The following is a 26,308-nucleotide window of genomic DNA, read 5'->3' as shown; positions in this document are numbered from 1 at the left end:
GATATGAAAAAAGCGAAGCTGTTCATGGATACCGTCGTAGAAATCCAAGTCGAGACCGAACAGCCGGAACGCGAGACCGAAGAGAAGGTCGACCGGGCGTTCGAGGCGTTCCGCATCGTGGAATCGGCCTGCAGCCGGTTTCAGCCTGACAGCGAGCTCATGAAGGCCTGCCGGCAGATCGGAACGCCGGTCCTTCTCAGCCCGTATGTATTCCATCCTCTCCGGTTCGCGATGGAAATCGCCGAACGAACGGAAGGCGCGTTCGATCCCACCGTGGGGAAAACGATGGAACAGCTCGGCTTTAACCGCCATTACCTGACCGGAGCGCTCATGGATAGTCCTTCGGAAGGTTCGGTTACGTACCGGGATATCGTTTTGAACGACCGGGAGAGCACTTTGCTCTTAAAGAAACCGATGGTGATCGATTTGGGAGCCGTTGCTAAAGGCTTCGCGATCGATTTGGCCGCAAACGAGCTGAAGGAGTTTGCGAGATTCTCTGTGAATGCAGGCGGAGATCTCTACGCAGGAGGCTCGGATTCGCGTGCGAACGTTTGGAAAATCGGGATCCGTCATCCGGCAATGAAAGATCGGATCATCGAGACGGTCGAAGTTTCCAACGAAGCCGTCTGCACGTCCGGAAGCTACGAGCGGAGGAGCACGGTAAAGGAGGGCGCGCATCATATCGTCGACCCCAAAGCCCAGCATTCTCCGCGCAATTGGATCAGTTGCAGCGTCGTCGCTCCGTTCGCCATGCTGGCGGATGGGTTCTCGACCGCAGCGTTCGCGATGGGCCCGGCGGAGGGTAAGGAACTCGTCGAAGAAGCGGGTCTGAAGGGAATATGGATCGCACCCGATATGAAAATAACCAAGGTTGGAGGGATATAGATGAGTTTCAAAACATGGTTCAAAACGCCGAAAGCGTGGGTGTTTATTTGTTTAGCCATTTATCTTGGCGTTGCGTCCTACGCTTCGCATGACATGAACGGCGTTCGGAACGGAGGCATCGCGATCGTCGCGGCCATTGTTGTAGACGTCATATGCGGACTAATTGAGAAAAGGAAACGGATTTTCCCCGACGGCGCGGCCGTCACGGGGCTGATCATCGCCTCGATCCTAAGTCTCACGACTTCTCCTTGGATGGTGGCAGCCGTCTCGGTCATTTCCATATTGTCCAAGCACCTGATGACCCACAAGAAAAAACCAATGTTCAATCCTGCGGCGTTCGGCCTGCTCGTTTCCATTGTTCTCTTTAAAACCCAGCAGAGCTGGTGGGGCGCGTTCGGCGACCTGTCCGCCTGGTATCTCGTTCTGCTGTTGATCGGCGGGTATCTGGTCGTCAATCGAATCAACAAATTTCCGCAAGTGTTTACGTTTCTCGGAACGTATTTTATATTATTGTTCGTGCTGGGGAATGGGATGGTTCATATCGGAACGACTTATCTCGACGCGGCGGGCCTCTCCGACGCGCTCCGTCCTCCATTCGTCAATGCCGCGGTTTTCTTCGCCTTGTTCATGCTGACGGATCCGCCTACTTCTCCGAATAAAGTCGGGGACCAGGTCGTTTTCGGTTTCCTCTCGGCCGTGGTCGGCGTATTGGCTTACGGATATATGGGAGGATTGATGTATTTGTTCATCGGGCTGATGTCCGGCAATCTCTATCAATGGGCGAGAAGCATGTCCTCCCGCTCAGCCAAAAGAGCTCGTCCTCCAATGAAGAAAGTCGATCACAGAATGCCGGGTTGAAGTCCCTGGTCGGAACCGCAATGATGGAGGTAGCAAAATGGCTAAAATGAGCAAAAAATGGATCGTTCTATGTTCCGCCGCAATAGGTGCAATCTACTCTGCAGAGTATGCCGTAACGGAGACTCCGTTATCCGCGCCGGCATCCCAAACCACACCAATATCGGACTCGTTGCCCACGCCCTCGCTCGTACCGACACCCGTTCCGACGGTTACTTCCGTACCTTTGCCAACGACCGATCCGTCGCCGTCGCTTGAGCCATCGCCGACACCATCAGCTACGCCTAAGCCTGAAGCTTCGCCGACACCCGAAATTACCCCGCCGGCCGCCACCCCGTCGGTCTCCAGCAGTCCGGCTCCGAACCAAAAGTACCGCAACGGCACCTACACGGGAATGGGAATGAACCGACGCGGTTCCATTGAGGTAACGATCACCATCGAGAACGATAAAATCACGGATGTGGAAATCAGCCGTTTCGCCATGCACTATTCCGAGTCCGATGTGGTGGACTTGCCGGACGAGGTGCTGCACAATCAAAGCGCACAGGTCGACAACGTGTCCGGCGCCACCTACAGCACGAATGCGTTTGAAGACGCGGTGCAGAATGCCTTGGACCAGGCCCATCATCCATAAAACGAATTGAGGTCATTGCAATGAATATAAAACGAATGTTCATGGCGGGCACGGTCGCAGCTACCATTACGATCGGCGGAGGCTTGTGGACGGAGAAGACGAGCGCGGCTTCCACGTTCAAGCCGGCTGCTGTGCAGGTTCCTTCCTCCTCGGCTGTATCCGCGACCGAGTCGGAGCGCAAAAGAGACGATTTCCTCGTCGCGCTCGGGAAATCGTCAGATGAAGAGGTCTATAATGCGCTTTATGACGGAAAATCGTTGGCCGAAATCGCGTCGGATTCGGGCAACAGCGCTCAGGGCGTCATTGACTTGCAATTGGCGGAGTTGACGCGGCAGTTGGACGCCCGTCTGTCGAGCGGTATGCTGGCACCTCAAATCTACGAGGCGCAAAAGTCGGAATTGCAGGAAATTGTGGCCAAGAGCGTTTACGGCGATAAATGGCTTCTGAAGTAGACTAGTTCGTTAGAGCGCTGTCCACTTCACCCACATTTCCTGCGGAATCAGCTCGTACTTTTCCTGTTCGCGGTACATGAAATGATGCATGATCAGCTCGCGGCGAAGCGTCGCGAAGTCGTGATGGAACTGGGCGATCCACGCGTTCAGTTCCTTTTCTGCGTATGCTCACGCGCTCCGAACATACAAAAGTCCCTTACGGACAATCTAGGGAAGAACTTCAAGGTTAATTTGCGATTAGATAAACCATAAGTCTATTGTTTTAGGCAAAAATCGTTCACAATGGGTTAGCCGGCAACAAAGCAGTAGCAAGGAGGAATAATCAATCGCCATGCAACCATCCGAAACGCAACAACAAAGTCCTATCGAGGAAGAACGGAGGAGGCTGACGGACACGCTGCAAGAGATCGCTCTGCAACGCGCCGAGATCGCCCCCGTATACCACGGCAAAGACTACGTCGAACAGCTGCTCGAGGCCAAGCGCGAAGAGACGCGGCAAAGGCTCGACCTGCTAGGCTCGGAGCCGTACTTTGGACGCCTCGACTTTCAGGAGAATGGGAAGCCCGCGCCGCTTCCGCTCTACATCGGCAAACGAGGCCTCGACCACCGCAAGACTAGCGACCCTTATATTATCGATTGGCGCGCCCCCGTCGCCAGCCTCTTCTATTCGTTTACAGGTGGGGAGGCGCCGGTCACATACGAAGCGCCGGACGGCACGATCGAAGGCGAAGTGCATCGCAAGCGCAACCTGTCGATCCGCGACAAGACGCTCGAGCGCGTCGTCGACAGCTACGAACGCGGCGGCGACAACATGTCGCTTAGCGACGAGTTTCTGCTGTACCGCCTCGGCGAGAAGAAGGACAATCGGCTTCGCGACATCGTCTCGACGATTCAAGCCGAACAGGATCTCATTATCCGCGCTCCCCGCTATAAGGCGCTCATCATTCAAGGGGCTGCCGGATCAGGTAAAACGACGGTCGCGCTCCATCGCCTCGCTTTCCTGCTCTACCAGTACCAGCAGCACATTCGCGCCGAGCGGATGATTATTTTCGCGCCGAACAGCATGTTCCTCGATTATATTTCGGGCGTGCTGCCAGAGCTCGGTGTCGGCAACGTCCATCAGACGACGTTCGCCGACTGGGCGCTAGACGTGTTGGACGGCGGCGTCAAGCTCGCTCCGACGACGGAAGGCAAGCTGTGGTTCTCCCTCGCCGAACGCCGCCCCGCGCTGAACGACGAAACGCCGGGCAGGTTCAAAGGGTCGCTTGCTTTCAAAAGCTGGATAGAGGAGCGGCTTCGTCAATACGAGGATAACTTCCTCCAAGACAATCTATCGTTCGAAGCTTGGGATGGCCGCGTGTTGCCAAGCGCGACGATCCGCGAATGGTTCGAGGTCGAGTATCGCCACTATCCGCTCACGATGCGCCGGGAGAGGCTATCCGGGAGAATCAACCGTTGGCTTGAGATGCAGCTGACGAACATAGGCGATGCCAAAATACGCAAGGAACGAAGCCAGACGGGCAAGCAGCGGCTCCGCTCCTTTATGAAGAAGCTGCCGGAGGCAACCCCGCTTGCCTTCTACAAATCGGCGTTCAGCGACAACGTCGATTCGTTCATTCCGCAGGCTCTCGCCGCCGATACGTTGAAAAACCTAAAGCGCGGCATAGCGCTGCCGGAAGATTTGGTTCCGCTCGTCTGGATTCATCAGGCGTTCAACGGTCCGGAAAACCGCCAGTTCGACCACGTTGTCGTCGACGAAGCGCAAGATGCGTCGCCTTTCCAGATCGCGCTCTTGCGGGCTTACATGGCCGAGCCGTCGTTCACGATACTCGGCGACTTGGCGCAAGGCATCCATGCTTATCGCGGCGTGCAACGCTGGGAAGAGCTGTCCGCCGTGTTCACGGAAGACCAGAGCGCTTACCATACGCTTAAGCTAAGCTATCGTTCCACGCTCGAAATTATCGAGTTCGCCAACCGGATCCTCGCCCGTACCGATACGGGATTGCCGCCGGCGGAACCGGTATTCCGGAGCGGCGAGCCGGTCGAGGTCGCGCAGCTGGCCAAAGCAGCCGACGCGCTCCCTCGCATGGTCTCCTTCATCTCGGATAACCAAGCGGGCGGCATGCGGACGATCGCCATCGTCGGGCGCACGGAGGAGCATTGCAAGCAGCTACACGAGCAGCTTCTATCCGGCGGCGTCGAGGCGAACCTCATCGCCGAAGGCCAAGTCGCCTACCGCGGCGGCGTCACCGTCGTACCTGCCCATCTGGCAAAAGGGCTAGAATTCGACGCCGTCTTGATCGCGGGAGCGAACGCCCGCAACTACGCCGACAATCCACAGGATGCCAAGCTGCTGTACGTGGGATGCACGCGCGCGCTGCACCGGTTGACGTTGCTCGTGGACGGCGAGCCTTCCGTCTTATTCTCCTAAGCGCAATATAATGAAAGAAGCCGCCCCCGGCCCGCAGCGCTGTCGCTGCGGATCGGGGGCGGCTATTCTTTATATAGCGCTTATTGGTTCAGCAATTGATAGACGACTTGCGCGCTTTCCGCGCGGGTCAGCTTGCCTTGCGGCGCGAACGCGCCTTTGCCGTTGCCGTGCACGAGCCCGAGCGCCGCGGCGGTGTCCACGGATTGGAGCGCCCAGCCGCTAATGCCGGTGCGGTCGGAGAATGCTGCGCCCTCCGACGCCATCGGCACTTCTTTGCCGTTCTTCACGGCGAGCGCGCGTACGAGCATGACCGCCATCTCTTCGCGGCTGATCGTCTCTTCCGGAGCGAACGATTTTTCCTTGCGTCCCTTAATGAGACCAAGCCGGTTCGCCGTCGCCACGTACGCCGCGTACCATTTGTTCGAATCGACGTCCGCGAACGGCGTCGCCGTGCTCTCGGTTTTCACGCCGAGCGCGCGGACCAGCATAGCCGCGAATTCCGCTCTCGTGATCGTCCGATCCGGCGCGAATCGCGTATCCGACACGCCGTTGATAATGTGTTTGGCCGATAGCGACTTGATCGCCGCGTAAGCCCAATAACTAGCGCCTACGTCGCCATAGCTCTTATCGAATTCAAGCACGGCATACGTACTGAAGTGGTATACCTTAGCCGTCATCGTGTTTCCGTTCAACGTCCCGCCCACATACTCCAGCGTGCCGTCTTCGCCTAGATAGTAGACGCCTAGCGCGTCTTTATTCGCGTTATCGTTCACTTGGAACGTGAGGACGATCGGCTCCGTGAAGGTCGTCATCGGAGTGGAGCGGCCATCCTGCGTCACGACGCTAAGCTTGAACTCATACGCTTGCGAGACGGGATTAACGCCTGCATTACCTGTGTTCAAGTTGTCAACGATCGCATTCGTCCGATCAGCCGTTAGTGGCTTAATCTCGAAGGTAATGGTCGCCCCGGCACCAGTGCCGGCAGGAAGCGACGCTTGAAGGTTTGCCAACACCTGGCTTGGAAGCGTAACCGTTACGTTGCCCGCCTTCAATTGCAAGTTGTTCGTACCGAGCAGTTGCCCCGATTGAATCGGCAGCGTTATTTTTTCCGTGCCGGCCGGCAATTGAATTTCGACTTTGCCGTCTTTGGCGTGGGTAAGGTCGCTAGCAATAATGATTTGCTTGCTGTCCGATGGCGCAACTCCGCCGGACGTTACAGGCACGCCGCTCAGAATGACGGTTCCGCCGTCGTTCATGCCCGGCAGGCTTACGGTTACTTCACCACTCGCGCTGACGGTATAGGTCGTTCCGCCGTACTCGTCTTTCACTTGCGATCCCGCGACGAACGGAACCGGAATCGTAACGCTCTTCGCTTCCGTCTTCGCGTTAATGATCGTGACGACATTCTCGCTGCCGTAATGCTTGTTAAACGCCAGGTAGCCTAGCGCGTCGGACCCGGCAAGCTTCGTGCGTTCTCCCTTGGCATAAACTTTGGAGAATTTCGCGCGGATATTAAGCAGCTTCGCGTAATGATCGTGCAGCGTCTTCTCTTCGGTCAGCATATCCCAAGGCATGTCGCCGCGGTTCTCGCTGAATTGCCCGGCAGCCATATCGCCCGCGTTCGCTCCCGAACGGCCGAGCTCTTCGCCGTAGTAAATGACCGGCTGGCCCTTTGCTGTAATTTGCAACGCCGCCGCGATCTTCAGCTTTCCTTTGTCGCCGCCGACGTAGTGCGTCAGGAAGCCGTTCTCGTCGTGGCTGCTCAGGAATTGTCCCATCGTCGCCGTATTGTCCATCTTCGTCTCGCGATCCGCCAAGTAAGCGTCGACAGCGTCTATGCTGCCGTTCGCGAAGTCTCTGGCTCTATTTTTAAATTCGAAGTCCAGAAGACTGTCCATCTGCCCGCTCCGGAGCTGGCCGCCGTTATTGTCGATCGTGCCGCCGAAATATTCCCCGATCAACTTGAAGCTAGGCGCGATAGCCGTCAATGCGTTCTTGAACGCCTTCCATGTCGTGCCGTCCACATGCTTGACCGTGTCGACCCGGAAGTAATCGATCGTATCGCCGCGCGTCGTTCTCGCCCGCTCCAACCAACCTGCCTGCCAGTCGATCACTTGTTCGCGAACCGAAGGGTCTTCCGTCTTGAGGTCAGGGAGCTGCGCAAGCTCGCCCTTGATCGGATCGACGTCGGCTTGAACGCCGTCCGTTCTCAGCATGCCTGCGAACCTGTCTTTGTCCGCCTGCGTAATGCCCGGCCGCGCCGCATCGTCCGGCTTCAGTCCGTAGCCAGTATGGTTCAATACGACGTCGACCATGATCTTGATGCCGTGGTCGTGCGCCTTGTCGATCAGCTCCTTGAACGTAGCCAAATCGCCAAGATGCTCGTCGAGCTGCGTGAAATCCTTCGCCCAATAGCCGTGGTAAGCGTATTGCGTGCCGCCGAAGTCCACGCCTTTGTTGAAGTCGATATTGTCGACGATCGGGGAAATCCAGAGCGTGTTGATGCCCAGTTCCTTCAAATAATCGAGCTTGTCGATCATCCCTTTGAAATCGCCGCCATGATACGCTTCCAGATGCGTCTTATCGACGCCCTCATCATTCGTCAGATCCCCGTCTTGGAACCGGTCCGTAAGCGCGAAATAGATGCGCGCTTCATCCCAATCGAAGTCCAGGTTTCCTACCGATGTTCTTGCTTTGACGTTGACGGTAGCCGTATGCGTATGCTTATTCCCGTACTCGTCGACGAGCGTAACCGGAACGTTCTTCGCGCCGGCAGGCACCGTATCCTTCACGGAAATCGACTGCGCCATAAGCTCCGTATCGAACGGTACTTTTGCCGATCCGCCCAGCGCGGTCAAGTCCATGTACCCGCTCGTGAACGCGACGGGTTCGGATGGAGCCGCCTGCAGCTTAAGCACGCCGTTCTCATTAGAGGAGATCGCTGAAGGCTGCAACGTCGACGTGATCGCGACGGTCGGCTTGCGGTAGATTACGATCGACTTGTCGTCGACGGTATTCTTAGGATCGGTAACTTCCTCGGTCGTGCCGCCCTGCGTCACGAGGAACGTGTATTCATACGTACCGCCCGCGAGATTATTTAACGTATAGCTGAACAGTTCTTTGCTTGCGTCGTACGCCATCGGATATTCCGCGTCGCCGATTTTCACCTTAACGCCGGTCAAGGTATTCATCTTTCCTTGCCGGAATAACGAATCGTCCCGATAGTAGAACGTCAGGTTGCCGTCTTGCAAGAGAGGACCGCCAATGCTTGGCAAAATATCGAGCTCTCTGACCATGCTATTGACGTTGACTTTGGTGAAGTCCACGCCAGGCGCGATCGGAATGACACGGTCATCCGGAACGTCTTGTTTCGCGGTATCCCAGTTCGTTCCTTTGCGCAATACGAATCCGACGCCCGTCGTTCCCGGCGCGATCTCGATGTTAACGGTCGCAACGCCGTTCTCTACTTTCTCGAAGTTAATCTGGTCGTTCTTCACGCCCGTGTTCCACACCCACAAGTTCCAATCCGCATAATTCCCATCCGGACGGATGTAGTTGAACTGGACGATCCGCTTAACCTCCTCTGCCGTAACCGTGACGGTAGCGATCGCCGTCATCCCGTTGTAAGACACCGTGATCTTCGCGGTTCCCGCGCTAATCGCGCGCACTTTGCCGTCCGCGGTAACGGTGGCAACGCTTGGCTTGTTAGAAGTATATGTGGCGAGCTTGGTAGCCGTTCTACGGCTGCCGTCGCTATACTCGGCGTAAGCTTGCGTCTGGTGCTCGGTACCGATCTGCAAATTGTAGCCCGCGCTGTCCAGCTCGACCGACGCGAATACCGGGGCGGCCGCTTCCATTTTAATAATGACTGCCGTAAGCGGTTGTAGCCTGATCGAGTTAGCCGTCAGTGTGAATCCTGAACGCGAGCCTACCTCGGTCGTTCCTGCTTCGTCGTTATCTACGACTACCGTGCCGGAAGTTAAATCTTCGGTCAGCGTCAAAGTTCTGGACGCGTTAGCCCCGTTGAAGAACACGTAATAGTTACCCGTACCGTCCGTTGCTTTGTTCTCGTAAGCGATCGCCAGATCGTTCGCCGCGATTCCCGTGCCGGGAACGAGCGTAACGTTCGTATCGACGAGCGCCTTGTCTCCGAGTCTGAAAGCGTCCGTGGATCTTCTGAGCTCGGCCAACCCCGTCGTGTATTCCCGCGTTACCTGATTGACCGGATACGCGTTGCCGTCGGTCGCTTTCGCCCAATCGAACTTGTTGATCGCGTCCGAGGAATCGTAAGCGTCGTTAATGAAGTAACCGAACGGGTTGTCGCTAGCATCCTTCAAGATCGTATATTTCTGCTCGGGAACGCCCGCGCCATGCCATTGCTGCGTCCGTCCGTACTCCTGACCCGAGTGCAGGAACGCCGTACCCTGGGACGTTAAAATGAGCAGGTTACCCAGCCGCATCCGTTGGTGGATTTCCAAATCGTTCGCCGCGATGGACGGATCCTTCTTGATCGATTGCGCGATTACGTCGTAAAGCGGCAAATTATCGTGCGCCTCGATGTACTGCACCATATCGCCCGGGTCGTCGGCCGGCGTATTGGAAGGCTGCCCTTTAATGTTGTTAAGAATCGTCTCGATGCTTCTCGCTCCGCCCGTAATGAAGCGCGGTTCGCCTTCCGAGCCGAAGCCCGATTTCAGCTCGTTGCGGATTTCGTCGGAGAACACGCCCACGTCGTCCGTGTTATCCATCCAATCTTGATCCGCGCCGTGGCCCGCAAGCGCCGGATCGGCAGCCGCGCCGCCGAACGTCCGCCAGCCTTCGCCGATGAACAGCGCGTTCGGATTGATCTGCGCCGCGGCATTGTAAGCATCCTGCACCGCTTCGTTCGTGGCATCGCCCATCATGTCCCAGCGCATGCCGTCGATTTTGTATTCGTTGAACCAATATTTGACCGAATCGGTCATCAGCTTCTCGGCCATCTTGTGGTTAGTCGCCAGGTTGTTGCCGAATCCGCCGATGAAGCTGCCGTTCGCGTCCTGGAACGCGTAGTAGTTCGGCACGATATCGTTCAGGAAATCGGATTTGGCCATATGCGTATACACAACGTCGAGCACGACGCCCATGCCTGCTTCGTGAATGGCATCGATCAGGTCTTTGAGCTCTTTAATGCGCAATTCAGCGTCGGCTGGATTCTCGGAATAAGCCCCGTCCGGCGAAAAATAGCTTTGCGGATCGTAACCCCAGTTGTATTCGTTGTCTTGCGCGGAGTAATCAAGCTCGCGATTACCCGCTAGCGTCTCGTCGCCGTAGTACCATGCCATTACCGGCAGTAGCTGCACGTGCGTTACGCCGAGCGATTTGATATAGCCGAGCTTATCCTTGAACGCGCTGTACGAGCCCCATCGCGCGTTCAGGTCGCCCTCGACCGACGGATCGGAGGTGAAATCGCGAATGTGCGTCTCATAGACGATCGCGTCTTCGCGTTTCGTATAGCCGTCGATATCGGCAAATCCGTAATCGGCAGGGTTCGTCCCGCTCAGATCGACGATCGCCGCCTTGCCTACCGCGTCGCCGTCCGGGCCGACTTCGCCCTTCGTATTAACTCTGAACGTCGCCATCGATTTGGCGTACGGATCGAGCACGGCTTTCGTGACGCCGTTGTTCGTTACGGCGTATTGGTAGTAATAGCCCTCAAGATCGGCAACTCCGGCATCTGACGCCGTAACGTGAACCGACCATACGCCTTGATCGCCTTTGGTCAAGCTGAATGTGTCTACTAATACGGTCGGATCGGCTTTGTCGTACACGCCCATGACGACCGAGGTCGCCGTAGGCGCCCACAGCTTGAAGTCGACATCGCCTGCGTTGTACGTCGCGCCTAAGTCATTGCCATCGTAGCCGTAGACTTCGTCTAGCATCCGCCATCCCGTCCCTGCGGATACCGTCTTGCCGGCGTACGTTACGCTCAGCGGAACTTTGTTCAGATCGATATTCGCGTTGACTTGGACGGTCGTCGGTCCCGTGATTTGAACGCTATCGACCGCTATCGGAGTTGCGTCCTTATCCTTGAGGGTCAAAGCGTCTTTGAGCGTTGCGGCATCGAGCCCGTCCGTCAACGTGAAGTTCAGCAGCAGCTTGCTTGCCGACAATACTTCCGCGGACTGAAGGCCGATTGCCACTTCGCCGTACGGCGAAACGTATACGCTATTGTCCGATTGGTTGATCCAGAGCTGATTATAGCGATCCAGCAGCGTGAACGCTTTGTTATCGCCGTCTTTGACTCCCGACGTACGATTCACGACCAAGAACCCGATCTTCTTCGCTCCAGCGATTAACGGTACGTCGACATAACCGCCATAACTGTCAACGTGGCCTGGATCGAAAGGCATCGCTCCCGAAGGCCAATTCGCCGATGGGCTTGAGACATCGTCCCATAACCACAGGCCGAATGCGCCGTAATTGTGGTCGCCGCGCGTATAGTGAATGCGAACCGTATTCGCCGGGAGGTCTACCGGCTCGTACGGCCACACGTCGTTCGAGCCTTGTTTGATCCACACTTCATTCATTGAAGGCCCGCTTAGCGTTACGATCTTATCCCCGCCGTCCTTGTCGCCCGATGTCCGGTTGACGACGAGGAACCCGACTTTCTTCGCGCCCGCGATCAAAGGAATATCGACGAACGCCCCGTAACTATCGGTCTGCCCGTCGGGGAGAGCGAGCGCACCCGTCGGCCAGTTGGCGGACGGAGCAGCCACGTCGTTCCACATCCATAGACCAAGCCCCGCATAATCGCCGGCCGTCCGATTATAATGGACGCGAAGATGACCATCCGGCACAGGAGTTCCTTGATCAGGATCAGGTTCGTCAGGCACCGTGAAGTTGGCTGCGACCGCGTGCGATACCGCATCGTAGGTGAACGTAACCGGCAGCGGTTGCGGCAAGCTGAGCGAGTTGTTGCTACTCGGATAATTAGCATCGCTCCATGCGTTGCCTAGCACGATCTTATATTCATAATTACCCGTCGGTACATTGACCGTCTTTGAATAGATGTTGTCGAAGTTATCATCCGACAAAAACACATTAGCTTTGCTCGGCTCCCAATCGGCATCGTCTCCGATTTCCGTCTGCAAATTGCCGACGATGCGAGGAAGCTTATTCGCGGCGATCGGGTGGTAGTAAGTCGAATCCGCGATCGCGTGCGTCGCATCGTTGTAATAGAACGTAACGACCGAAGCCTCGGCAAGCGTCAACTTAACGTTGCCGTTGTCGCTCGCTTTGCCGGGCTTGGTGTAGCTATCGTTGCCGTAGCTGACGTCCCAATTGCCGTTCAGGGCAACCTTGTATTCATAGGACCCCGCAGGCAAACTGCCCGTGAATTGATAATAGCCGTTGCCTATGTCAGTCAACGCCGTAGCATCCGCGCTCGGATCCCAGTTGCCCGTATGCCCCAGCGCCTGCTGAAGATCGCCCACTAGCACGACTTTGCTAGGAGCGGCAGCATTTACCGTTGTCTGAACCATCCCGAAATACGATAAGATCATCGCGCAAGCCATGAACACGGCGATAACCCTCTTGCTCTGATACGCAAACCTCATTCTTGTGACCCTCCCCATTGATTTGTTGCCGCTTGCGACCTTCCCTTGCTCCAATTCATCCGAGAGCAAACGTTTGCACAAAATGACAAAATAATTGCAAACAGTTACATAAACCCCTTATTGTGTAACTCCTTTTGCACGACAGGGTCAATGAAAGCGTTTGCTTCGTTTGAAAAATATCATACTACCGCCCAAAACTACCTGTCAATCCACTATTTTCATCCCAAAACAGCTTTAAAAGTGGCCATTAATGACATTAAAACCTCAGACTCCGCAACATGCCAACGTTTGCACAAAAGTTGCACAACTTCACAACAAGAAAAAAAGTGTTCCCTGCGAGCGTTTCTCTAAGAAACGAACACAAGGAACACCTCTGATTAACTAGCCTAATAATGACCCAGATCGTCTAGATCCGTAGCCCCAGACGATCCTACAACGACTGACGGCAAGCCCTCATTCCCGAAGGCTTGCCGTCTTTATCTTAATTCAGTTAGCCGCGGACGGCGCCGACGTCCGGAACAACCTGGCTTCCACGTTCGCGAGTACTACGTCGATCGACTCGTTCTGCCCCGTCTCGTTCAATTGCATGTCGAGCATGGGCAGCGACCTGAACTTCTGACCGTCCCGCAAATATACACTGGCGATAGGGAAGGAATCCGCTCCCTCCTCGCCCACTCCCGATACGTATTCCGCAATGAGGATAACATCGGTCAACCCATCATGGTTGGCATCCCGGAAATCCAGCGCGCGAATCCCTTCCAGCGAGCCTCGTTCATTGCCGTAAAATTCGGGAAACCGATACGTAATATGACCCGTACCATCCGCAAGGAAAAGGGCGGTATGCGCTCTTCCGTCTTCTCTTTTCGCGGTGACGAACGTTGACTTGCCCCACTCTTCCAAAGAGACTTCGTATGTCTGGCCCTCTATGGCCTCGTACCCTTCCTGGGATAAGGCGAACGTCAACGACGGCGATGGCTCCTTCGGTTCTGCTGCGAATAGTTTAACAATCGTTTCCGGCGACTCTTTGTCGTAGATTTGCTGAACAACGACGCCTGCTGCGAGAAGAAGTGCGGCAACGATTCCCGTTAACACGGCGAATCTTCTGATCTTAACGCTCAACTTCGCATGACCTCCCGATCAACCGATCGACTATGTCCGTAAGGAGAATCTACCATCTCAGACGGATGAGTGTAAAGACTAAATCCCGATTGGACAGGGGCATGAACGAAGGACAACCGTCATATATATCCCGTAGATGCTTGTCAACGGGAGGGTTATCCGTATGCCTGAACGCCGTTCGCTGCGAATGCTGCTTTTCATCGCGGCCGCCGCAATTCTTGTAAGCTCCGTCAAATTCGGCTTTGCCGACGCTTGGGTGGAGCAATATTCACTGCCGGCCTCCGAACTCTCGGCCGAGTTCGCGGCCGCCCCGCCTTCCTCCGCGCAGCAGAAGACGGATCCGGCACCGGATACGTTGTTGACGCCCAAAGCGGCGGTACTAAGCAATCGGATCACGGAGTACCACATCAACGTCACGTTGAACGAGAAGGACGGAACGCTCAACGGCCAGCAGACCGTAACCTGGAAGAACCCCGGGCGCAAGTCGGTAGCCGATCTGTACTTCCACCTGTACCCGAACGCTTTTTCTCCCGGCAGCACTTTCATCGCGGAGAGCGGCGGACAGCTGCGCGGCGACAAAATGAAAGAAGGCAGCTACGGAAGCATGGAGCTCACCGCTCTTACGACCGAAGAAGGCGAGACGCTGCTTCCTCGCATTCACTACGTTCAACCGGATGACGGCAATAAAACCGACCGCACGCTCGTGACGCTCCGGCTTCCGCAAGCGGTCAAGCCCGGCTCGTCCGTCACGCTGCACATGAATTTTCAGGTGAAATTGCCGGACGTGTTCGCCCGCATGGGCAAAGCAGGCGACTTCGTCATGGCCGGCCAGTGGTTCCCGAAGGTCGCCGTCTACGAGACGATCGGCACGCGGGGCAGAACGACGGAAGGCTGGAACCTGCACCAATATCACGGCAACTCCGAGTTCTATTCGGACTTCGGCATCTATAGCGTCCGTATTAACGTGCCTCAGGATTACAAAGTCGCCGCGACCGGGTTCCAAACGAAAACGCCGAGCATCTCCGGCGGCAGGAAGTCCGTACAGTTCTACGCGGACGACGTACACGACTTCGCTTGGTCGGCATCGCCGGACTTCACGTACGTGGAAGACTCGTTCTCTTCTCCCGGCATTCCCGGCGTCCGGATCAAGCTCTACCTCGATCCGCTGCACGCCAAGCTGCAAGACCGTTACATGCATGCGGCCAAATCCGCGCTCGCCAAGCTTGGCGAGTGGTACGGGGAATATCCGTACGCCACGCTCTCGATCGTCATCCCTCCCGCAGCAGGCAACGGCGCGGGCGGAATGGAATACCCGACGCTAGTAACCGGCGCGGCCGCCAGCAGCGCTAACCCGGGCTACGATCTCGAACGCACGCTCGTTCACGAGATCGCGCATCAGTATTGGTACGGCTTGGTTGCCTCCAACGAGTTCGAGGAGGCTTGGCTGGACGAAGGCTTCACATCCTATACAGAGGATAAGCTAATGTCCGCCATCTACGGCATTGTCCCGAGTACGCCAATCGAAGCCAGCTATTTGACGGATCCGGAGCCGCTCAACCAGTCTTCTTGGAAGTTCCGCAACTCCGATCAGTACGCGGAAAACGTCTACTTGCGCGGCAAGCTGGTGCTAACCTCCTTGGAACGGCAAGTCGGCGACAAGACGATGGCGAAGATCATGCGCACCTATTATCAGAAATACCGATTCAAGCATCCCGCCTACACCGATTTCCAAAAAGTCGTCGAGACGGTCACGAAGACAAAGTGGGACACCTTCTTCCAATCGTACGTGCAGCGCGCAGAGATGAGCGATTTCGCCGTAGACGGGATATACGCCCGCAAGACTGGCGATACGTACGAGACTCGCGTCCAGTTACGCCGTTATGGCGGCAGCGCGCATCCGGTTAGCGTGTTTTTCCAATTCGATAACGGACAGACGATACGCAAAACATGGGACGGTGTACAGGATCACGTTCAAATTCAACTGAAATCCGCTTCCCCGTTGTCGTTCGCCGCCATCGATCCGTCCATGAACGTAGTGCTCGACAATCGCAGATATAACAACTACTTAAAGGCCGAAGTACCTAAACAGGACAGGACGCGGTGGTCGTCCGGCATTACGCAGCTGATCGAAGGAATATTCGGAACGATAGCCTGGTGAGGTGATGGGATCCATGAGAGCACGATTAAAAAAGGGATGGGACATGACCGTACGGCATAAGTATGTGTTGGTTCTCCTATTTCTGTACCGCCTGCTGTGGGGATTCTTCCTCTACCGGTTCGTCGACTCGGTCGTGACGCCGATATTGGCGCGTTACCCGAGCGATCATCCGAACGAGGACGCCGCCAAGCTGTTTCTCGTCGAAGCGCAGTTCCGCATCCTTAAGACTGATCTACTTAACGAAACATTGCTGCTGCTCGGCGCGTTGCTGCTCGTGCGCATGATTCTCACGCCGCTCTTGAACGCCGGCGTATACTACTCCTTCCACCATGCGGAGGATGGAGCAGGTACGCAGGTGCTGTCCGGCATGAGGCGGGCATGGAAACCGGTGACCGCGCTTTACTGGCTGGAGAACGGACTGTCCGCGCTCCCCGCCCTATGGCTGCTGCCGCTTGCCCGAGACCGCTTCTATTCCGACGATTCCGTATCGGATTGGATGCAAGGGTTGCTCCCTTACGCCGTCCTATGGCTCGCCTGGGGGTTCCTGCTCCACCTGCTGTTTCAGTTCATGCAGTTCGGAGCCGTATCCAAGGAAGGGGTATTGAAAGGCGGCGGACACGCGCTGCGCAAAGGGCTCCCGTTAATCGCCGTCACGCTCGTCATGGTCGGCATCGGGATCGCGGTGTCTTTGGCGGCATCGGCCGTCGCGCTTCTCTGGTCAGGGTTTCTCGCCGTCGCGCTGCATCAGGCCTTCCACTTCGTCCGTTCGCTTCTGACGCTGTGGACATCGGCTTCTCAATATCACGTCTGGCGCGAATCGTAAGTTGCCTCTTTGTCCCCTATTCGACATGATCTGCCCGGGACACTCCCCGGTTGCTCTCCATTTTGGAGGGCAGCCGGGGTTTGGCGTTATTATCGGCGAGTAAAAATGTGCGGAAAGGACGGTGTAAATCCCCAGTAAACTAATCAAGATTAATAAATTCTAATTTAGCATTTGCAGGAAATTCGTCAGAATCACCGAATATCTAAGGCTGTGTGTAAAAAATTTGCCGAGTCCCCGCGCACCGGGGAACGGGGGAACCATTTAGTACGGGTGAATTGGCTTCGCTTCGCAGGAGCCATAGGGAACCTTCAACCGAACCCTCCAGCTAACCTCGTAGGCATTGGAAGGAGTCACCAGCTTTGCGCAAGCTATCGGTCATTCTTTTTTCTCTTGCAATGCTCTTGCTTGTCCAAGTCGGAAGCGTGTTCGCGGATTCCAAGCTGGATAACGAGATCGACAAGCTGATCGGCGTCGATTACCACTACGGCGGTACGTCGACCAAAGGCTTCGATTGCTCCGGCTTCACGCAATACGTATACAAGCAACTGGGCATCGATCTCCTGAGATCCTCTAGAGATCAAGCAACGCAAGGAAAGAAAGTCTCCAAGGACAACTTGCGTCCGGGAGACCTCGTGTTCTTCAAAACGAACGGCAGAACAATATCTCATGTGGGCATTTACGTCGGCGATGGCAAGTTCGCTCATGCTTCCGTTAGAAGAGGCATTACGATCAGCAGCCTGTCCGAGAAAGCCTACAGAAACATATTCGTTACCGCCCGTCGCGTTATGGACACGGAAACTTATGAAGCATTGGCAACCGAGTACGATCCGGCGGACGACGAGTTAACCGGACCTGCAGATTCGGGCGCTACGGATGAACCGTTGGAATAAGCTTCGGCTATTCCATCACACGACAAAGCCCCGCCAAATGGCGGGGCTTTGTTTTTGCGTTTTGTGCGCGGTGCGCGGGCAGATTTGTGTGAATGCCAACGGGCATTTGTCGCTGCAACCTCGCCTCGCAACGCTACAGCGACGAAACTCTCTATCTCGACTCTGCAACCTTGCCTTGCAATGCTACAGCGAACATTCTCACCCTCGCGTCCCTGTAACCTTGCCTCGCAACGCTACAGCGAACAATCTCACCATCGCGACCCTGTAACCGTGCCTTGCAACGCTACAGCGACGAAATTCTCTATCGCGACCCTGTAACCGTGCCTCGCACCGCTACAGCGAACATTCTCTCTATCGCGACCCTGTAACCTTGCCTCGCAATGCTACAGCAAACAATCTCACCTTCGCGACCCTGTAACCGTGCCTTGCAACGCTACAGCGAACATTCTCACCATCGCGACCCTGTAACCTCGCCTCGCAACGCTACAGCGAACAATCTCACCTGCGCAACTCTGTAACCGTGCCCCGCACCGCTACAGCCGCATACGTCCTCCAACAAATCAAGCCTTCCCAGCCGGGACGGCAGCTTCCATCGGATACGGATGATCTTCCACCTGCGGAATTTTCTTCTTGATCAGCTTCTCGATGTCCTTCAAATACGGCAACTCCTCGTATTCGCAGAAGGAAATCGCGATCCCGCTCAGTCCGGCGCGGCCGGTACGGCCGATCCGATGCACGTAGGTTTCCGGCACGTTCGGAAGGTTATAGTTGATAACATGCGACAATTCGTCGATGTCGATCCCTCTGGCCGCGATGTCCGTCGCCACGAGCACGCGAGTCGCGCCGCTCTTGAAGTTGTTCAGCGCCGCCTGGCGAGCGTTCTGCGACTTATCGCCGTGAATCGCCTGCGCCGAAATTTGCGCCTTGCTCAATCCGCGTACGACGCGGTCGGCGCCATGCTTCGTGCGGGTGAACACAAGCGCGGACACGATCGACTTATCCTGCAGCAAATGAATGAGCAATTGCAGCTTGTTCGGCTTATCGACGAGATAGACCGATTGCGTAATGCGATCCGCCGTCGAGGACACCGGCGTAATCTCGATGCGCACCGGATTCACGAGCAACGATTTCACCATCTCCGCGATTTCCGGCGGCATCGTCGCCGAGAAAAACAACGTCTGACGCTTCGTCGGCAGCTTGGCGACGATTCTCTTCATATCGTGGGCGAAGCCCATGTCGAGCATCCGATCGGCTTCATCCAGGACAAGAATTTGTACGTGACGCAGATCGACGACGTTCTGGTTCATTAAGTCGATCAGTCTTCCCGGCGTCGCGATAACGATATCCGCGCCACGCCCGAGCGATTCCTCCTGGCCTTTCTGCGATACGCCGCCAACGATGACCGCGCTGCGCAGCTTCGTGAATTTACCGTACGCCCGGATGTTGTCGTCAATTTGAATCGCGAGCTCACGCGTCGGCGTGAGGATCAATGCGCGAATCGGACGCCGCTGCCCCTGTTGCCCAGCCGGTTGCTCGCTTAAAAGTTGTATGATCGGAAGCGCGAATGCAGCCGTTTTTCCCGTCCCCGTCTGCGCGCAGCCGAACAAGTCTCTTCCCGCCAACACCGGCGGAATCGCTTGCTCCTGGATCGGCGTCGGCTTTACGTAGTTTTCTTGCGCTAATGCCTTCAGTATCGAAGGCACGATGTTCAAATCTTGGAATGTCATAAGATCTCCTTCTCGTTATCGTTCGTCTAACCCGATTCTACGATCATACCCGTCCGCAGGATAACCTGCAACTCATCCCGCTACCGCGTTGATCCAAGTCAGTTGTTTACGCCCGCGATTAGCGCTTTGTATTTCTCGTGCTCGACCGCCCATAAATCCATGCGCGATTCGATCGTTCTTCCGTCCAGAAGCGCCTCGATAACGTCCAGACAAACGTGCCACCCGGCAAGGTCTTTAGGCGTATGATCCGTTATTTTGCCGATCTTCTCGATTAGCAGCATTCGACAGCCGCCGGGCTCCGAGCTCAACTCGAACCGAACGCTATCTTCGCCCCACGTATAGGAAAGAACGGAATTAGATACCACCTCTATAATCCGCATATCTATGAACGTGCCGTTGCGCATATCGAATTTAATGATGCCGCCTTCCCGAAGGTCCTCGACGCTTAATTCGGAGAACCATTGCGATAGCTTGTCATTGTGCGTCAACCATGACCACGCTTGTTCGACCTCATGCTTCAGATGACGTTCGAAACGCGCTATGTATTCGCCGCCGGCTTTCTCTAATGAAGCCAAAGCTTGCATGCTATCTCTCCTCTAATGAATGCGTCAGACGTGCGCGTCCGGAAATTTATCGGCTACCAAGTTCAAAATAACGTTATCCGTTCTCGCCGTGAACGTCCATTCGGCCACGGTATAACCGCCTGGCTCTCCCCTTCCGCTATTATCGTTATCTCTACTATAGCATGCCCTTTAGTCTCTCATTATTTACCTTCTCATAGACGGCTACGCTCAGTATACTTTCAGCCAATTATCATATTCGTTTAAGGAATGGGCTCTATAATGAATTCGTAACCGGGAAATATCCGACTCTGTTACACTCTACTTGCACGGAAACGATTCAAGGAGGCTCACACGCCAATGAAAAAGGACAAATGGCTGAAATGGAAAATAGGCGCAGTCGCTTCCGTCGGCGTTGCCCTCTTGTTTCATGAGGTCAGATCAAGCGTCGCCTTCGAGCAAGCGACCGCCTCATCCTTGAACGATTCGGTGCCCGTCGCCGTCCAACAACAGCCGCAGCAACTTCCGGCACCCGATCAACTCGATCGCACGGACCGTAGTCAGACGAATAACGGCACGTTCGAGAATAGACACAATCGCTCCGAATTCAGACCGCAAACGAGAACAAGACGTTCTTAACCCACTCCGACGCGAAATAGGTGCATGAATAATGCCAAATCCCGTTCAGTCGATTACGTTCCAAGCCATGAATACGCATATAGATCTTATGTTCGTAGCCGAACCGACGGCCGTCGCCCCTATAGAACGGTTCGCTGTCGATTCGTTCCGCGCCGCCGAAGAGAGGTTCAGCCGGTTCATCTCGGGCAGCGAGCTCAGCCAACTGAACCGCGTAGCCGGAGCGCGTTGCCTGGTGTCCGAGCCGATGATAGAAGTGCTCCTGCTTACGGAAGGTTATCGGCAAATAACCGACGGCGCTTTTAACCCGTTAATCTTGCAGGCCCTTGAGCATCTAGGTTACCGTGAAACATTTGACCTCGTTAAACAACGTGCGGAATACCCTGTGCAGCCGGAAGAGATTAGCGTCGTTAATCTAGCGGAGCTACTTATAGACCCTTCGATGAAATCCATCAAACTCCCTCCGCAGTCCAAGCTCGATCTAGGCGGCATCGTCAAAAGCTGGACCGTCGACCGACTCGCTAGCGACCTTAGAAGTCTGTTCGGCGTTCAACAAGCGTTCGTTAACGCAGGCGGAGACCTTACGGCGTGGGGAGGATCGTTCACAAGCGGAGATCCGTGGGTCATCGGAATCGAAGATCCTTGGGACACGCAAGTCGATATTGGCATCCTGACGTTAACCGACGGTGCCGTTGCGACTTCCAGCAAGCTAGGCCGACAGTGGTCGACGAGCCAAGGAATGATGCACCATCTCATCGATCCCGTCCGCATGCTTCCGAGCCATAGCGATGTCGTCCAATGTACGGTCATCGGTCCCAATGTCATGGACTGCGAAGTATGGTCGAAAACGATTTGCATACGAGGCTTCGAGGTCGGACTGGCTTTATTCGAACAGAACACGCTGGGCTACGAGGCGCTGCTTTTCACATCCGACCGCCGGGTTCATTACTATGGTAGCGAGAGTTCGCTTGGTCAAACGTGGCACGGTATTCCGATCGACCAATGCCGGTTCCGGCCGGCGATTATATAAATGAAATAAGTAGGTGAAGCCGTTGATCGATCTATTCGTGGATTTACCGACTTGGCCTATGATCCGCTCGCTCGGGATCGCGTCGTATCTCATGCTGGGCATCGGCATTTGCCTAGGCATCCTATATAGCTGGCCTAACCAACTCCCCAAGAGAAAGCTGTTCCGCTATAAGCTGCATACGTTCTTCACCGTCGGCGGAACGGCCGTCGGCATGCTTCATGGCGTCATTACGGTCATCGACACTTATATGCCGTTCGATTGGAGCGAGGTTCTCGTTCCTTTTACCGCGAAACACGAACCCCTATTGAACGGATTAGGGACGTTAACCGTCTATGGTCTGCTGATCTTGATCTTCACTTCGGATATTCGCAACAAGTTGAAAAAGAAGCTATGGTACGCCATCCACCTGTTCTCCTATCCGATTTTCGCGATGGCGTTCGTCCATGGTTATTTTATCGGAACAGACACTTCGAACGAAGCCATCCGATGGACGTACTTCGCGACTCTGATTGCCGTATTGGGATTGACCGTCGCTCGGGGGATCGTACGGAGCGCGCCGGACAAGAAGCGACTTGCGTCGCGGGGGACGAGTTCTTCCGCTAGGTAAGGGTTGTCTTCTGACATAAGTTCGACTTCCCTAAGATACACATCTCTTTAGGAACATTTCCTATACGGAGGGGATGCTGTGTCCACGGCTTTCGTCGCGCGGTCATTAGACGAGGTCAGGTTCTGGTCTCGAATCATGAAGGAGCACTCGCTGTTTTTGCGGCTTGGATTTCGATGCGAAGATACGCAATTGATTAACGAGGCGAATCAGTTTTATTCCGTTTTCGAAGCGATCGAGAATAGAGCCAATACGTTCGACAAAAACACGGACCCGCAAGTGATCCAACGGTTTAACGTTGAAGTCCATACGGCCGTCTCCCACATTTGGGCGTTCAAACGGAAAATACTCGGCCTGATCCTCCAATGCCAGCTACCCGGCGCGAATAATTTTCCGTTGCTCGTCGATCATACGAGCAGAGAAGCGTTCTACTTCAGGAATCGGCTGGAACAGCTCAATGCGGGGAAGCTGGACCCTCTGCCGGACGCCATCATTAACGAGAACGTATTTTTCTTAAGAATCATGGCCGACCACGCGAAATTCATCGGTCACCTGCTGGATCCGTCAGAACGGAAATTGGTCGATCAAGCGCGCGAGTTCAGCGAGGACTTCGACAAACTGCTCTTCCAGGCCAGAGACCTCGATTCCATGCGTCCGCAATCCCAGACCCCGCCTCTGTTGGATCAATTTTTAGATCAGAATAGAGTGTCCGTTAAATCTTTGCGCGATTTCAAAAAGACAGCCAGCGACTTGATCGCGGCTTGCCGAATCAAAAGCATCATACATCCGTTGCTCGCGGACCACGTCTACCGCGAAGCGGAAAGGTTCCTGCACATTATCGACATGTTCGAGAGTGCTTTGACGGGCCAGCCCATGCCAAGTATGTCGTTCGAATAACCGTACGCGCACGAATAAAGCCCCCTCGTTCGAGGGGGCTTTGCTTGTTGCCCTATTTGACCGCCAGCAAGTACAGAGGCAGGACGATCGCCATGCACAAGGCGAATTTGTAATTCGCCCTCGCGAGCTCGAACACCGGCTTCTTGAATAGCCCCGCCAGCAAATTGTTGACGGCGGAAGCCGGAGACACGGAATTGGACGCCCCCCAGCTGCCCAGAAGCAGCACGGCAAGCAATACCGGCGTGAGCCCGACGGAAGCCGGGTCTATTCCATTGGCGAGCACGGTGACGAGGACGATCGGATGAAGAGCGATCATCGAAGTCGCGACGATGAGAATAACCGTTAAAGCGGAGAACGTTACGTCGATCGGCAGCGGGATTCGATCCAGCAGCTTCGGGATAGATTCGCCGAACCCGGTGGAACCGATGGACCCGCTGAAAAATCCTGCCGCCAAGAACAGCGCGATCTCTTTCTTCAACGCGGGCAACGTAACGGTCACGTGGTTCGCCAGCCCTTGCCGGTAGGTTGCCATAGCGTTCTTCGCCATGCACCAACCAAGCGGGAAGAGGACTGCGGCCATACAGGTGATGAGGAGCATCGGCAATTCGAACAATCGCTCAAGTGCCAAGACCGCGACGATTGCCGATCCTAAGTACATGCTTAGGCCCGCCGGGAACGACGCCTTGGGAGGTATCGCGTCTTCTCTCGCCACAGTCTTACCTTCGCTTCGTGCTTCGGTTGCGCGCAACCCCCGCCAGTCTACGGCCAAGCTGACCAGAAGGGTAAACGCCGACAATGCGAGCGTATACGGGAGCAGCGCCGACCAGCTAACCGACAGCGCGGAAGTAATGAGCGCCATCGCCGCAAAATACGGCGACCATAGGATCGCTCCGGCGAACCCGCGGTTAAGCGCATTGGCGAGAAACGGCGACAAGCCCGGACGCGGCTTAACGAACGCCAAGTTATAGACAACCGGAACCGATCCCACGTTGATGAACACGCCCATGATCATCGTGAGCAGCTGCGTGCCGAAGAACATCAAAATCCCGCTCCGCAGGCTCGTTTCGTAGAATCGCCTTAACGCTTCGATGTAAGCCGGAATTCTTACCGGAATACCGAACAAGGGCGCGAAGACGAACAACGTAACGATCGTGGCGTTAACGCCGGCCGCGTCGAACCACGTTCGCGCATCGGCCCGCTGAGTAATCAGCAATAACGAACCGATGACCATGAACGCAACGGTGAGCCATAGCGTCATGCCTCTCAGCTTAGGCGTCATAACGGCGATCGAGAGCAGCACGAGGCCTCCGGTCGCCCAAAACAACGGATCCCAGTGCGTGAGCGCAGTCACGATGTATATCGCGGCAAGCGCGAATATGATCGCAAGATCCGGGGCTTTTCTGAATGTCGATAACATGTTGATTCCCCTTCGCTGGTTCCGCGATGCTAGCTCAAATTCTGGGCGAACTTCAGATCGCTTATGAGTATCATCTTACTATCGCTCTGGAGCCCGAACGATATGATGAGCTTGTCGGTATTCGCAAGGTTTCTGTCGTCGGTGTTTTCGAGGATCTCATAAGCTTTACCGCCCTTCGGCGTAAAATAATAATCCCTGAACGTATACGTGTCGGGATCCATTCCGGGTGGCGCTTGGGATTTCCCGTAAGCCCGAATAATCTCGTCGTCCGCGCTATGGATTCCGATATTTCTCATCGTAACATATCGATCCGAATTTATGACTTGCATGCCCGCGATATGGTCCTCGCGATAGTAGATCCTGATGCCGCCCGCGTATTCGAACATGCCCGGAACGAGTACACCTCCATTCGGCTTCCCGACAACTCGTTCCGCTTCTTCCTTAGTCATGCCCAAATAGATCTTGCCGCGAGATTCCGTGTCGTAGAAAGCCAAATCTTCCTTAGTGAATTTGCCCACTTTGTATCCGTACTTCGGACCCGAAGCAGATGATCCGGAATCGTACCAACCGAGCTTGTCTCCCAGCAGCGCTAGCACCGCGACGGCTAGACAGACGATGACGACAGCGAGAAGCGTAATGATCTTTTTATTCTTCGCAGTTGCGGAAGTCAGGCTCACTCGATTCACCCTTCTTTTCCCAATCTCATTGAACTATATTATAAAGCCACTCCACGTTATGCGGAGCGGCTTTAGTGGATTTTAATAATAAGTGTTCCCGAAGTCGTAAGAGACGTCTAGCGTCTTCCCTTTCTTGATCTCGATTTCCCGGACTTCGTGATTAGTCAGCTTCAGATTGAACAACACGAACGTATCCCAATCCGCGAACAACGGCTTCAATGTCGATACGACATAGTCGCTTAAGTCCTCGTCCGAGTTCCTTGTCGTGTTCTTGGACGAGATGACGATATAGTATTTGCCTGCAGGAATATCGTTCAGTTCGTATTGTCCGAAGCCGTTTACTTTAACGAACTGCAGGCCCGAGCCTTTCGGTACCGCTCCGATCATGGAGTAAAGATTGCTTTCATCTGCCGTTATACTCTTCTTATCGAAGCTAGTCGGTATCAAGAACACTTTGGCCCCGACATCGGCTTTCGTTCCGACGAAATCGTTGTACTGCCAGGTGATTGCCCCTTTAACGTTACCGACTCCGGCTTCCTTGGCGGGAACGGAGCTTTTGTTCGATATCGTATAGGTTTTGGTCTTATCGTTATATTGCGCCGTATAGCCTAGCAGCGTCGAGATTTCATTCAAGGACACGTAATCCGTTTTATTGATCGTGACCGGTTTCGTCTTCAGCGACTTGGCTTGTCCGTTCACCAGCAGCTTCATTTCCGAATATACGGCGGATATTTTACCGCTCGCGAACGCCACCGACGTACTAGCAAGCATCACTCCGAATACTAATCCGACAACCAGACTCTTTAAATGTAATTTCTTCATTATTAAGCTCCTCAAATATAATGTGTATTTCTTCCAATACTACAATTAATATCGAAATTGTAACATGCAAATAATTCCACATGCACAAGCGCTTTT

Annotated in this window: 20 protein-coding genes, 1 pseudogene and 1 riboswitch; of the genes and pseudogenes, 12 read left to right on the top strand and 9 right to left on the bottom strand. The window is 55.0% G+C overall.

Features of this window, described 5'->3' with window-relative positions:
- The first annotated feature begins 3 nt into the window (after nucleotides 1-3).
- Together ACFPQ4_RS06320 and ACFPQ4_RS06315 are read left to right on the top strand one after the other, a co-directional pair.
- The gene (locus tag ACFPQ4_RS06320) at nucleotides 4-885 is read left to right on the top strand and encodes an FAD:protein FMN transferase (RefSeq protein ID WP_378110935.1); all 882 of its coding nucleotides are present in this window, start codon (nucleotides 4-6) and stop codon (nucleotides 883-885) included.
- Complete coding sequence (locus ACFPQ4_RS06315) at nucleotides 886-1,743, top strand: RnfABCDGE type electron transport complex subunit D (protein WP_378110934.1); 858 nt, start codon at nucleotides 886-888, stop codon at nucleotides 1,741-1,743.
- A 93-nt stretch (nucleotides 1,744-1,836) separates the two neighbouring features.
- Here the strand turns inward: ACFPQ4_RS06315 and ACFPQ4_RS06310 are convergent, their stop codons facing one another.
- Nucleotides 1,837-2,118 (bottom strand): hypothetical protein, encoded by a 282-nt coding sequence (locus ACFPQ4_RS06310; protein WP_378110933.1) that lies wholly within the window; start codon nucleotides 2,116-2,118, stop codon nucleotides 1,837-1,839.
- A 22-nt stretch (nucleotides 2,119-2,140) separates the two neighbouring features.
- Here ACFPQ4_RS06310 and ACFPQ4_RS06305 point away from each other — a divergent pair, with 22 nt between their 5' ends.
- A complete protein-coding gene (locus ACFPQ4_RS06305; RefSeq protein ID WP_378110932.1) occupies nucleotides 2,141-2,374 on the top strand; it encodes an FMN-binding protein in 234 nt (77 codons plus the stop codon).
- A gap of 20 nt (nucleotides 2,375-2,394) precedes the next feature.
- Nucleotides 2,395-2,826 (top strand): hypothetical protein, encoded by a 432-nt coding sequence (locus tag ACFPQ4_RS06300; RefSeq protein WP_378110931.1) that lies wholly within the window; start codon nucleotides 2,395-2,397, stop codon nucleotides 2,824-2,826.
- A 9-nt stretch (nucleotides 2,827-2,835) separates the two neighbouring features.
- Here the strand turns inward: ACFPQ4_RS06300 and ACFPQ4_RS06295 are convergent.
- Nucleotides 2,836-2,979 (bottom strand): annotated as a pseudogene (locus ACFPQ4_RS06295) (DUF2087 domain-containing protein); the annotation flags it as partial.
- Between the two features lie 178 nt (nucleotides 2,980-3,157).
- Between ACFPQ4_RS06295 and ACFPQ4_RS06290 the strand changes: the two are divergent.
- The gene (locus tag ACFPQ4_RS06290) at nucleotides 3,158-5,257 is read left to right on the top strand and encodes a HelD family protein (RefSeq protein WP_378110930.1); all 2,100 of its coding nucleotides are present in this window, start codon (nucleotides 3,158-3,160) and stop codon (nucleotides 5,255-5,257) included.
- A gap of 80 nt (nucleotides 5,258-5,337) precedes the next feature.
- Here ACFPQ4_RS06290 and ACFPQ4_RS06285 read toward each other — a convergent pair whose 3' ends face one another.
- A complete protein-coding gene (locus ACFPQ4_RS06285; protein ID WP_378110929.1) occupies nucleotides 5,338-12,852 on the bottom strand; it encodes a pullulanase in 7,515 nt (2,504 codons plus the stop codon).
- A gap of 486 nt (nucleotides 12,853-13,338) precedes the next feature.
- On the bottom strand, nucleotides 13,339-13,971 hold the full coding sequence (locus ACFPQ4_RS06280) for a hypothetical protein (RefSeq protein WP_378110928.1): 633 nt from the start codon (nucleotides 13,969-13,971) through the stop codon (nucleotides 13,339-13,341).
- Nucleotides 13,972-14,134: 163 nt separating this feature from the next.
- Between ACFPQ4_RS06280 and ACFPQ4_RS06275 the strand changes: the two genes are divergently transcribed.
- From ACFPQ4_RS06275 to ACFPQ4_RS06265, 3 genes are all read left to right on the top strand, one after another.
- Nucleotides 14,135-16,129 (top strand): M1 family metallopeptidase, encoded by a 1,995-nt coding sequence (locus tag ACFPQ4_RS06275; RefSeq protein WP_378110927.1) that lies wholly within the window; start codon nucleotides 14,135-14,137, stop codon nucleotides 16,127-16,129.
- Nucleotides 16,130-16,142: 13 nt separating this feature from the next.
- Complete coding sequence (locus ACFPQ4_RS06270) at nucleotides 16,143-16,952, top strand: hypothetical protein (RefSeq protein WP_378110926.1); 810 nt, start codon at nucleotides 16,143-16,145, stop codon at nucleotides 16,950-16,952.
- Between the two features lie 214 nt (nucleotides 16,953-17,166).
- Nucleotides 17,167-17,307, top strand: a riboswitch (cyclic di-AMP (ydaO/yuaA leader).
- Between the two features lie 4 nt (nucleotides 17,308-17,311).
- The gene (locus ACFPQ4_RS06265; protein WP_378110925.1) at nucleotides 17,312-17,842 is read left to right on the top strand and encodes a C40 family peptidase; all 531 of its coding nucleotides are present in this window, start codon (nucleotides 17,312-17,314) and stop codon (nucleotides 17,840-17,842) included.
- 560 nt (nucleotides 17,843-18,402) lie between these two features.
- On the opposite strand, the gene ACFPQ4_RS06260 is transcribed toward ACFPQ4_RS06265, so the two are convergent.
- The gene (locus ACFPQ4_RS06260; protein WP_465251452.1) at nucleotides 18,403-19,569 is read right to left on the bottom strand and encodes a DEAD/DEAH box helicase; all 1,167 of its coding nucleotides are present in this window, start codon (nucleotides 19,567-19,569) and stop codon (nucleotides 18,403-18,405) included.
- Between the two features lie 98 nt (nucleotides 19,570-19,667).
- Nucleotides 19,668-20,153, bottom strand: a complete 486-nt coding sequence (locus ACFPQ4_RS06255) for an SRPBCC family protein (RefSeq protein ID WP_378110924.1) — start codon at nucleotides 20,151-20,153, stop codon at nucleotides 19,668-19,670.
- 336 nt (nucleotides 20,154-20,489) lie between these two features.
- On the opposite strand from ACFPQ4_RS06255, the gene ACFPQ4_RS06250 reads away from it, so the two are divergent.
- From ACFPQ4_RS06250 to ACFPQ4_RS06235, 4 genes are all read left to right on the top strand, one after another.
- On the top strand, nucleotides 20,490-20,768 hold the full coding sequence (locus tag ACFPQ4_RS06250; protein WP_378110923.1) for a hypothetical protein: 279 nt from the start codon (nucleotides 20,490-20,492) through the stop codon (nucleotides 20,766-20,768).
- Nucleotides 20,769-20,799: 31 nt separating this feature from the next.
- Nucleotides 20,800-21,795, top strand: coding sequence for an FAD:protein FMN transferase (locus ACFPQ4_RS06245; RefSeq protein ID WP_378110922.1), 996 nt, complete (start codon nucleotides 20,800-20,802; stop codon nucleotides 21,793-21,795).
- A 13-nt stretch (nucleotides 21,796-21,808) separates the two neighbouring features.
- Nucleotides 21,809-22,402, top strand: a complete 594-nt coding sequence (locus tag ACFPQ4_RS06240; protein WP_378110921.1) for a ferric reductase — start codon at nucleotides 21,809-21,811, stop codon at nucleotides 22,400-22,402.
- A gap of 78 nt (nucleotides 22,403-22,480) precedes the next feature.
- Nucleotides 22,481-23,296 carry a DUF2935 domain-containing protein gene (locus ACFPQ4_RS06235; protein ID WP_378110920.1) on the top strand — a complete coding sequence of 272 codons (816 nt, stop codon included), beginning with the start codon at nucleotides 22,481-22,483 and terminating at the stop codon, nucleotides 23,294-23,296.
- A 52-nt stretch (nucleotides 23,297-23,348) separates the two neighbouring features.
- Here ACFPQ4_RS06235 and ACFPQ4_RS06230 read toward each other — a convergent pair whose 3' ends face one another.
- The 3 genes from ACFPQ4_RS06230 to ACFPQ4_RS06220 form a co-directional block, all read right to left on the bottom strand.
- Nucleotides 23,349-24,713, bottom strand: a complete 1,365-nt coding sequence (locus ACFPQ4_RS06230; RefSeq protein WP_378110919.1) for a hypothetical protein — start codon at nucleotides 24,711-24,713, stop codon at nucleotides 23,349-23,351.
- 29 nt (nucleotides 24,714-24,742) lie between these two features.
- A complete protein-coding gene (locus tag ACFPQ4_RS06225; RefSeq protein ID WP_378110918.1) occupies nucleotides 24,743-25,390 on the bottom strand; it encodes a hypothetical protein in 648 nt (215 codons plus the stop codon).
- Nucleotides 25,391-25,471: 81 nt separating this feature from the next.
- Nucleotides 25,472-26,212, bottom strand: coding sequence for a stalk domain-containing protein (locus ACFPQ4_RS06220; protein ID WP_378110917.1), 741 nt, complete (start codon nucleotides 26,210-26,212; stop codon nucleotides 25,472-25,474).
- Between the last annotated feature and the right edge of the window lie 96 nt (nucleotides 26,213-26,308).

The sequence above is a fragment of the Cohnella yongneupensis genome, assembly GCF_042655785.1.
In the GTDB taxonomy this organism is placed as follows: Bacteria; Bacillota; Bacilli; order Paenibacillales; family Paenibacillaceae; genus Cohnella; species Cohnella yongneupensis.
The sequence above is the reverse complement of the archived record's forward strand: the minus strand, read 5'-3'. Positions and strand labels throughout refer to the sequence as shown.

Bases quoted from the DNA above. Each gene is read 5' to 3' on its own strand.
- ACFPQ4_RS06320 (WP_378110935.1), top strand. From the start codon at position 4: ATGAAAAAAGCGAAGCTGTTCATGGATACCGTCGTAGAAATCCAAGTC.
- ACFPQ4_RS06315 (WP_378110934.1), top strand. From the start codon at position 886: ATGAGTTTCAAAACATGGTTCAAAACGCCGAAAGCGTGGGTGTTTATT.
- ACFPQ4_RS06305 (WP_378110932.1), top strand. From the start codon at position 2,141: ATGAACCGACGCGGTTCCATTGAGGTAACGATCACCATCGAGAACGAT.
- ACFPQ4_RS06300 (WP_378110931.1), top strand. From the start codon at position 2,395: ATGAATATAAAACGAATGTTCATGGCGGGCACGGTCGCAGCTACCATT.
- ACFPQ4_RS06290 (WP_378110930.1), top strand. From the start codon at position 3,158: ATGCAACCATCCGAAACGCAACAACAAAGTCCTATCGAGGAAGAACGG.
- ACFPQ4_RS06285 (WP_378110929.1), bottom strand. From the start codon at position 12,852: ATGAGGTTTGCGTATCAGAGCAAGAGGGTTATCGCCGTGTTCATGGCT.
- ACFPQ4_RS06275 (WP_378110927.1), top strand. From the start codon at position 14,135: ATGCCTGAACGCCGTTCGCTGCGAATGCTGCTTTTCATCGCGGCCGCC.
- ACFPQ4_RS06270 (WP_378110926.1), top strand. From the start codon at position 16,143: ATGAGAGCACGATTAAAAAAGGGATGGGACATGACCGTACGGCATAAG.
- ACFPQ4_RS06260 (WP_465251452.1), bottom strand. From the start codon at position 19,569: ATGACATTCCAAGATTTGAACATCGTGCCTTCGATACTGAAGGCATTA.
- ACFPQ4_RS06255 (WP_378110924.1), bottom strand. From the start codon at position 20,153: ATGCAAGCTTTGGCTTCATTAGAGAAAGCCGGCGGCGAATACATAGCG.
- ACFPQ4_RS06250 (WP_378110923.1), top strand. From the start codon at position 20,490: ATGAAAAAGGACAAATGGCTGAAATGGAAAATAGGCGCAGTCGCTTCC.
- ACFPQ4_RS06245 (WP_378110922.1), top strand. From the start codon at position 20,800: ATGCCAAATCCCGTTCAGTCGATTACGTTCCAAGCCATGAATACGCAT.
- ACFPQ4_RS06230 (WP_378110919.1), bottom strand. From the start codon at position 24,713: ATGTTATCGACATTCAGAAAAGCCCCGGATCTTGCGATCATATTCGCG.
- ACFPQ4_RS06220 (WP_378110917.1), bottom strand. From the start codon at position 26,212: ATGAAGAAATTACATTTAAAGAGTCTGGTTGTCGGATTAGTATTCGGA.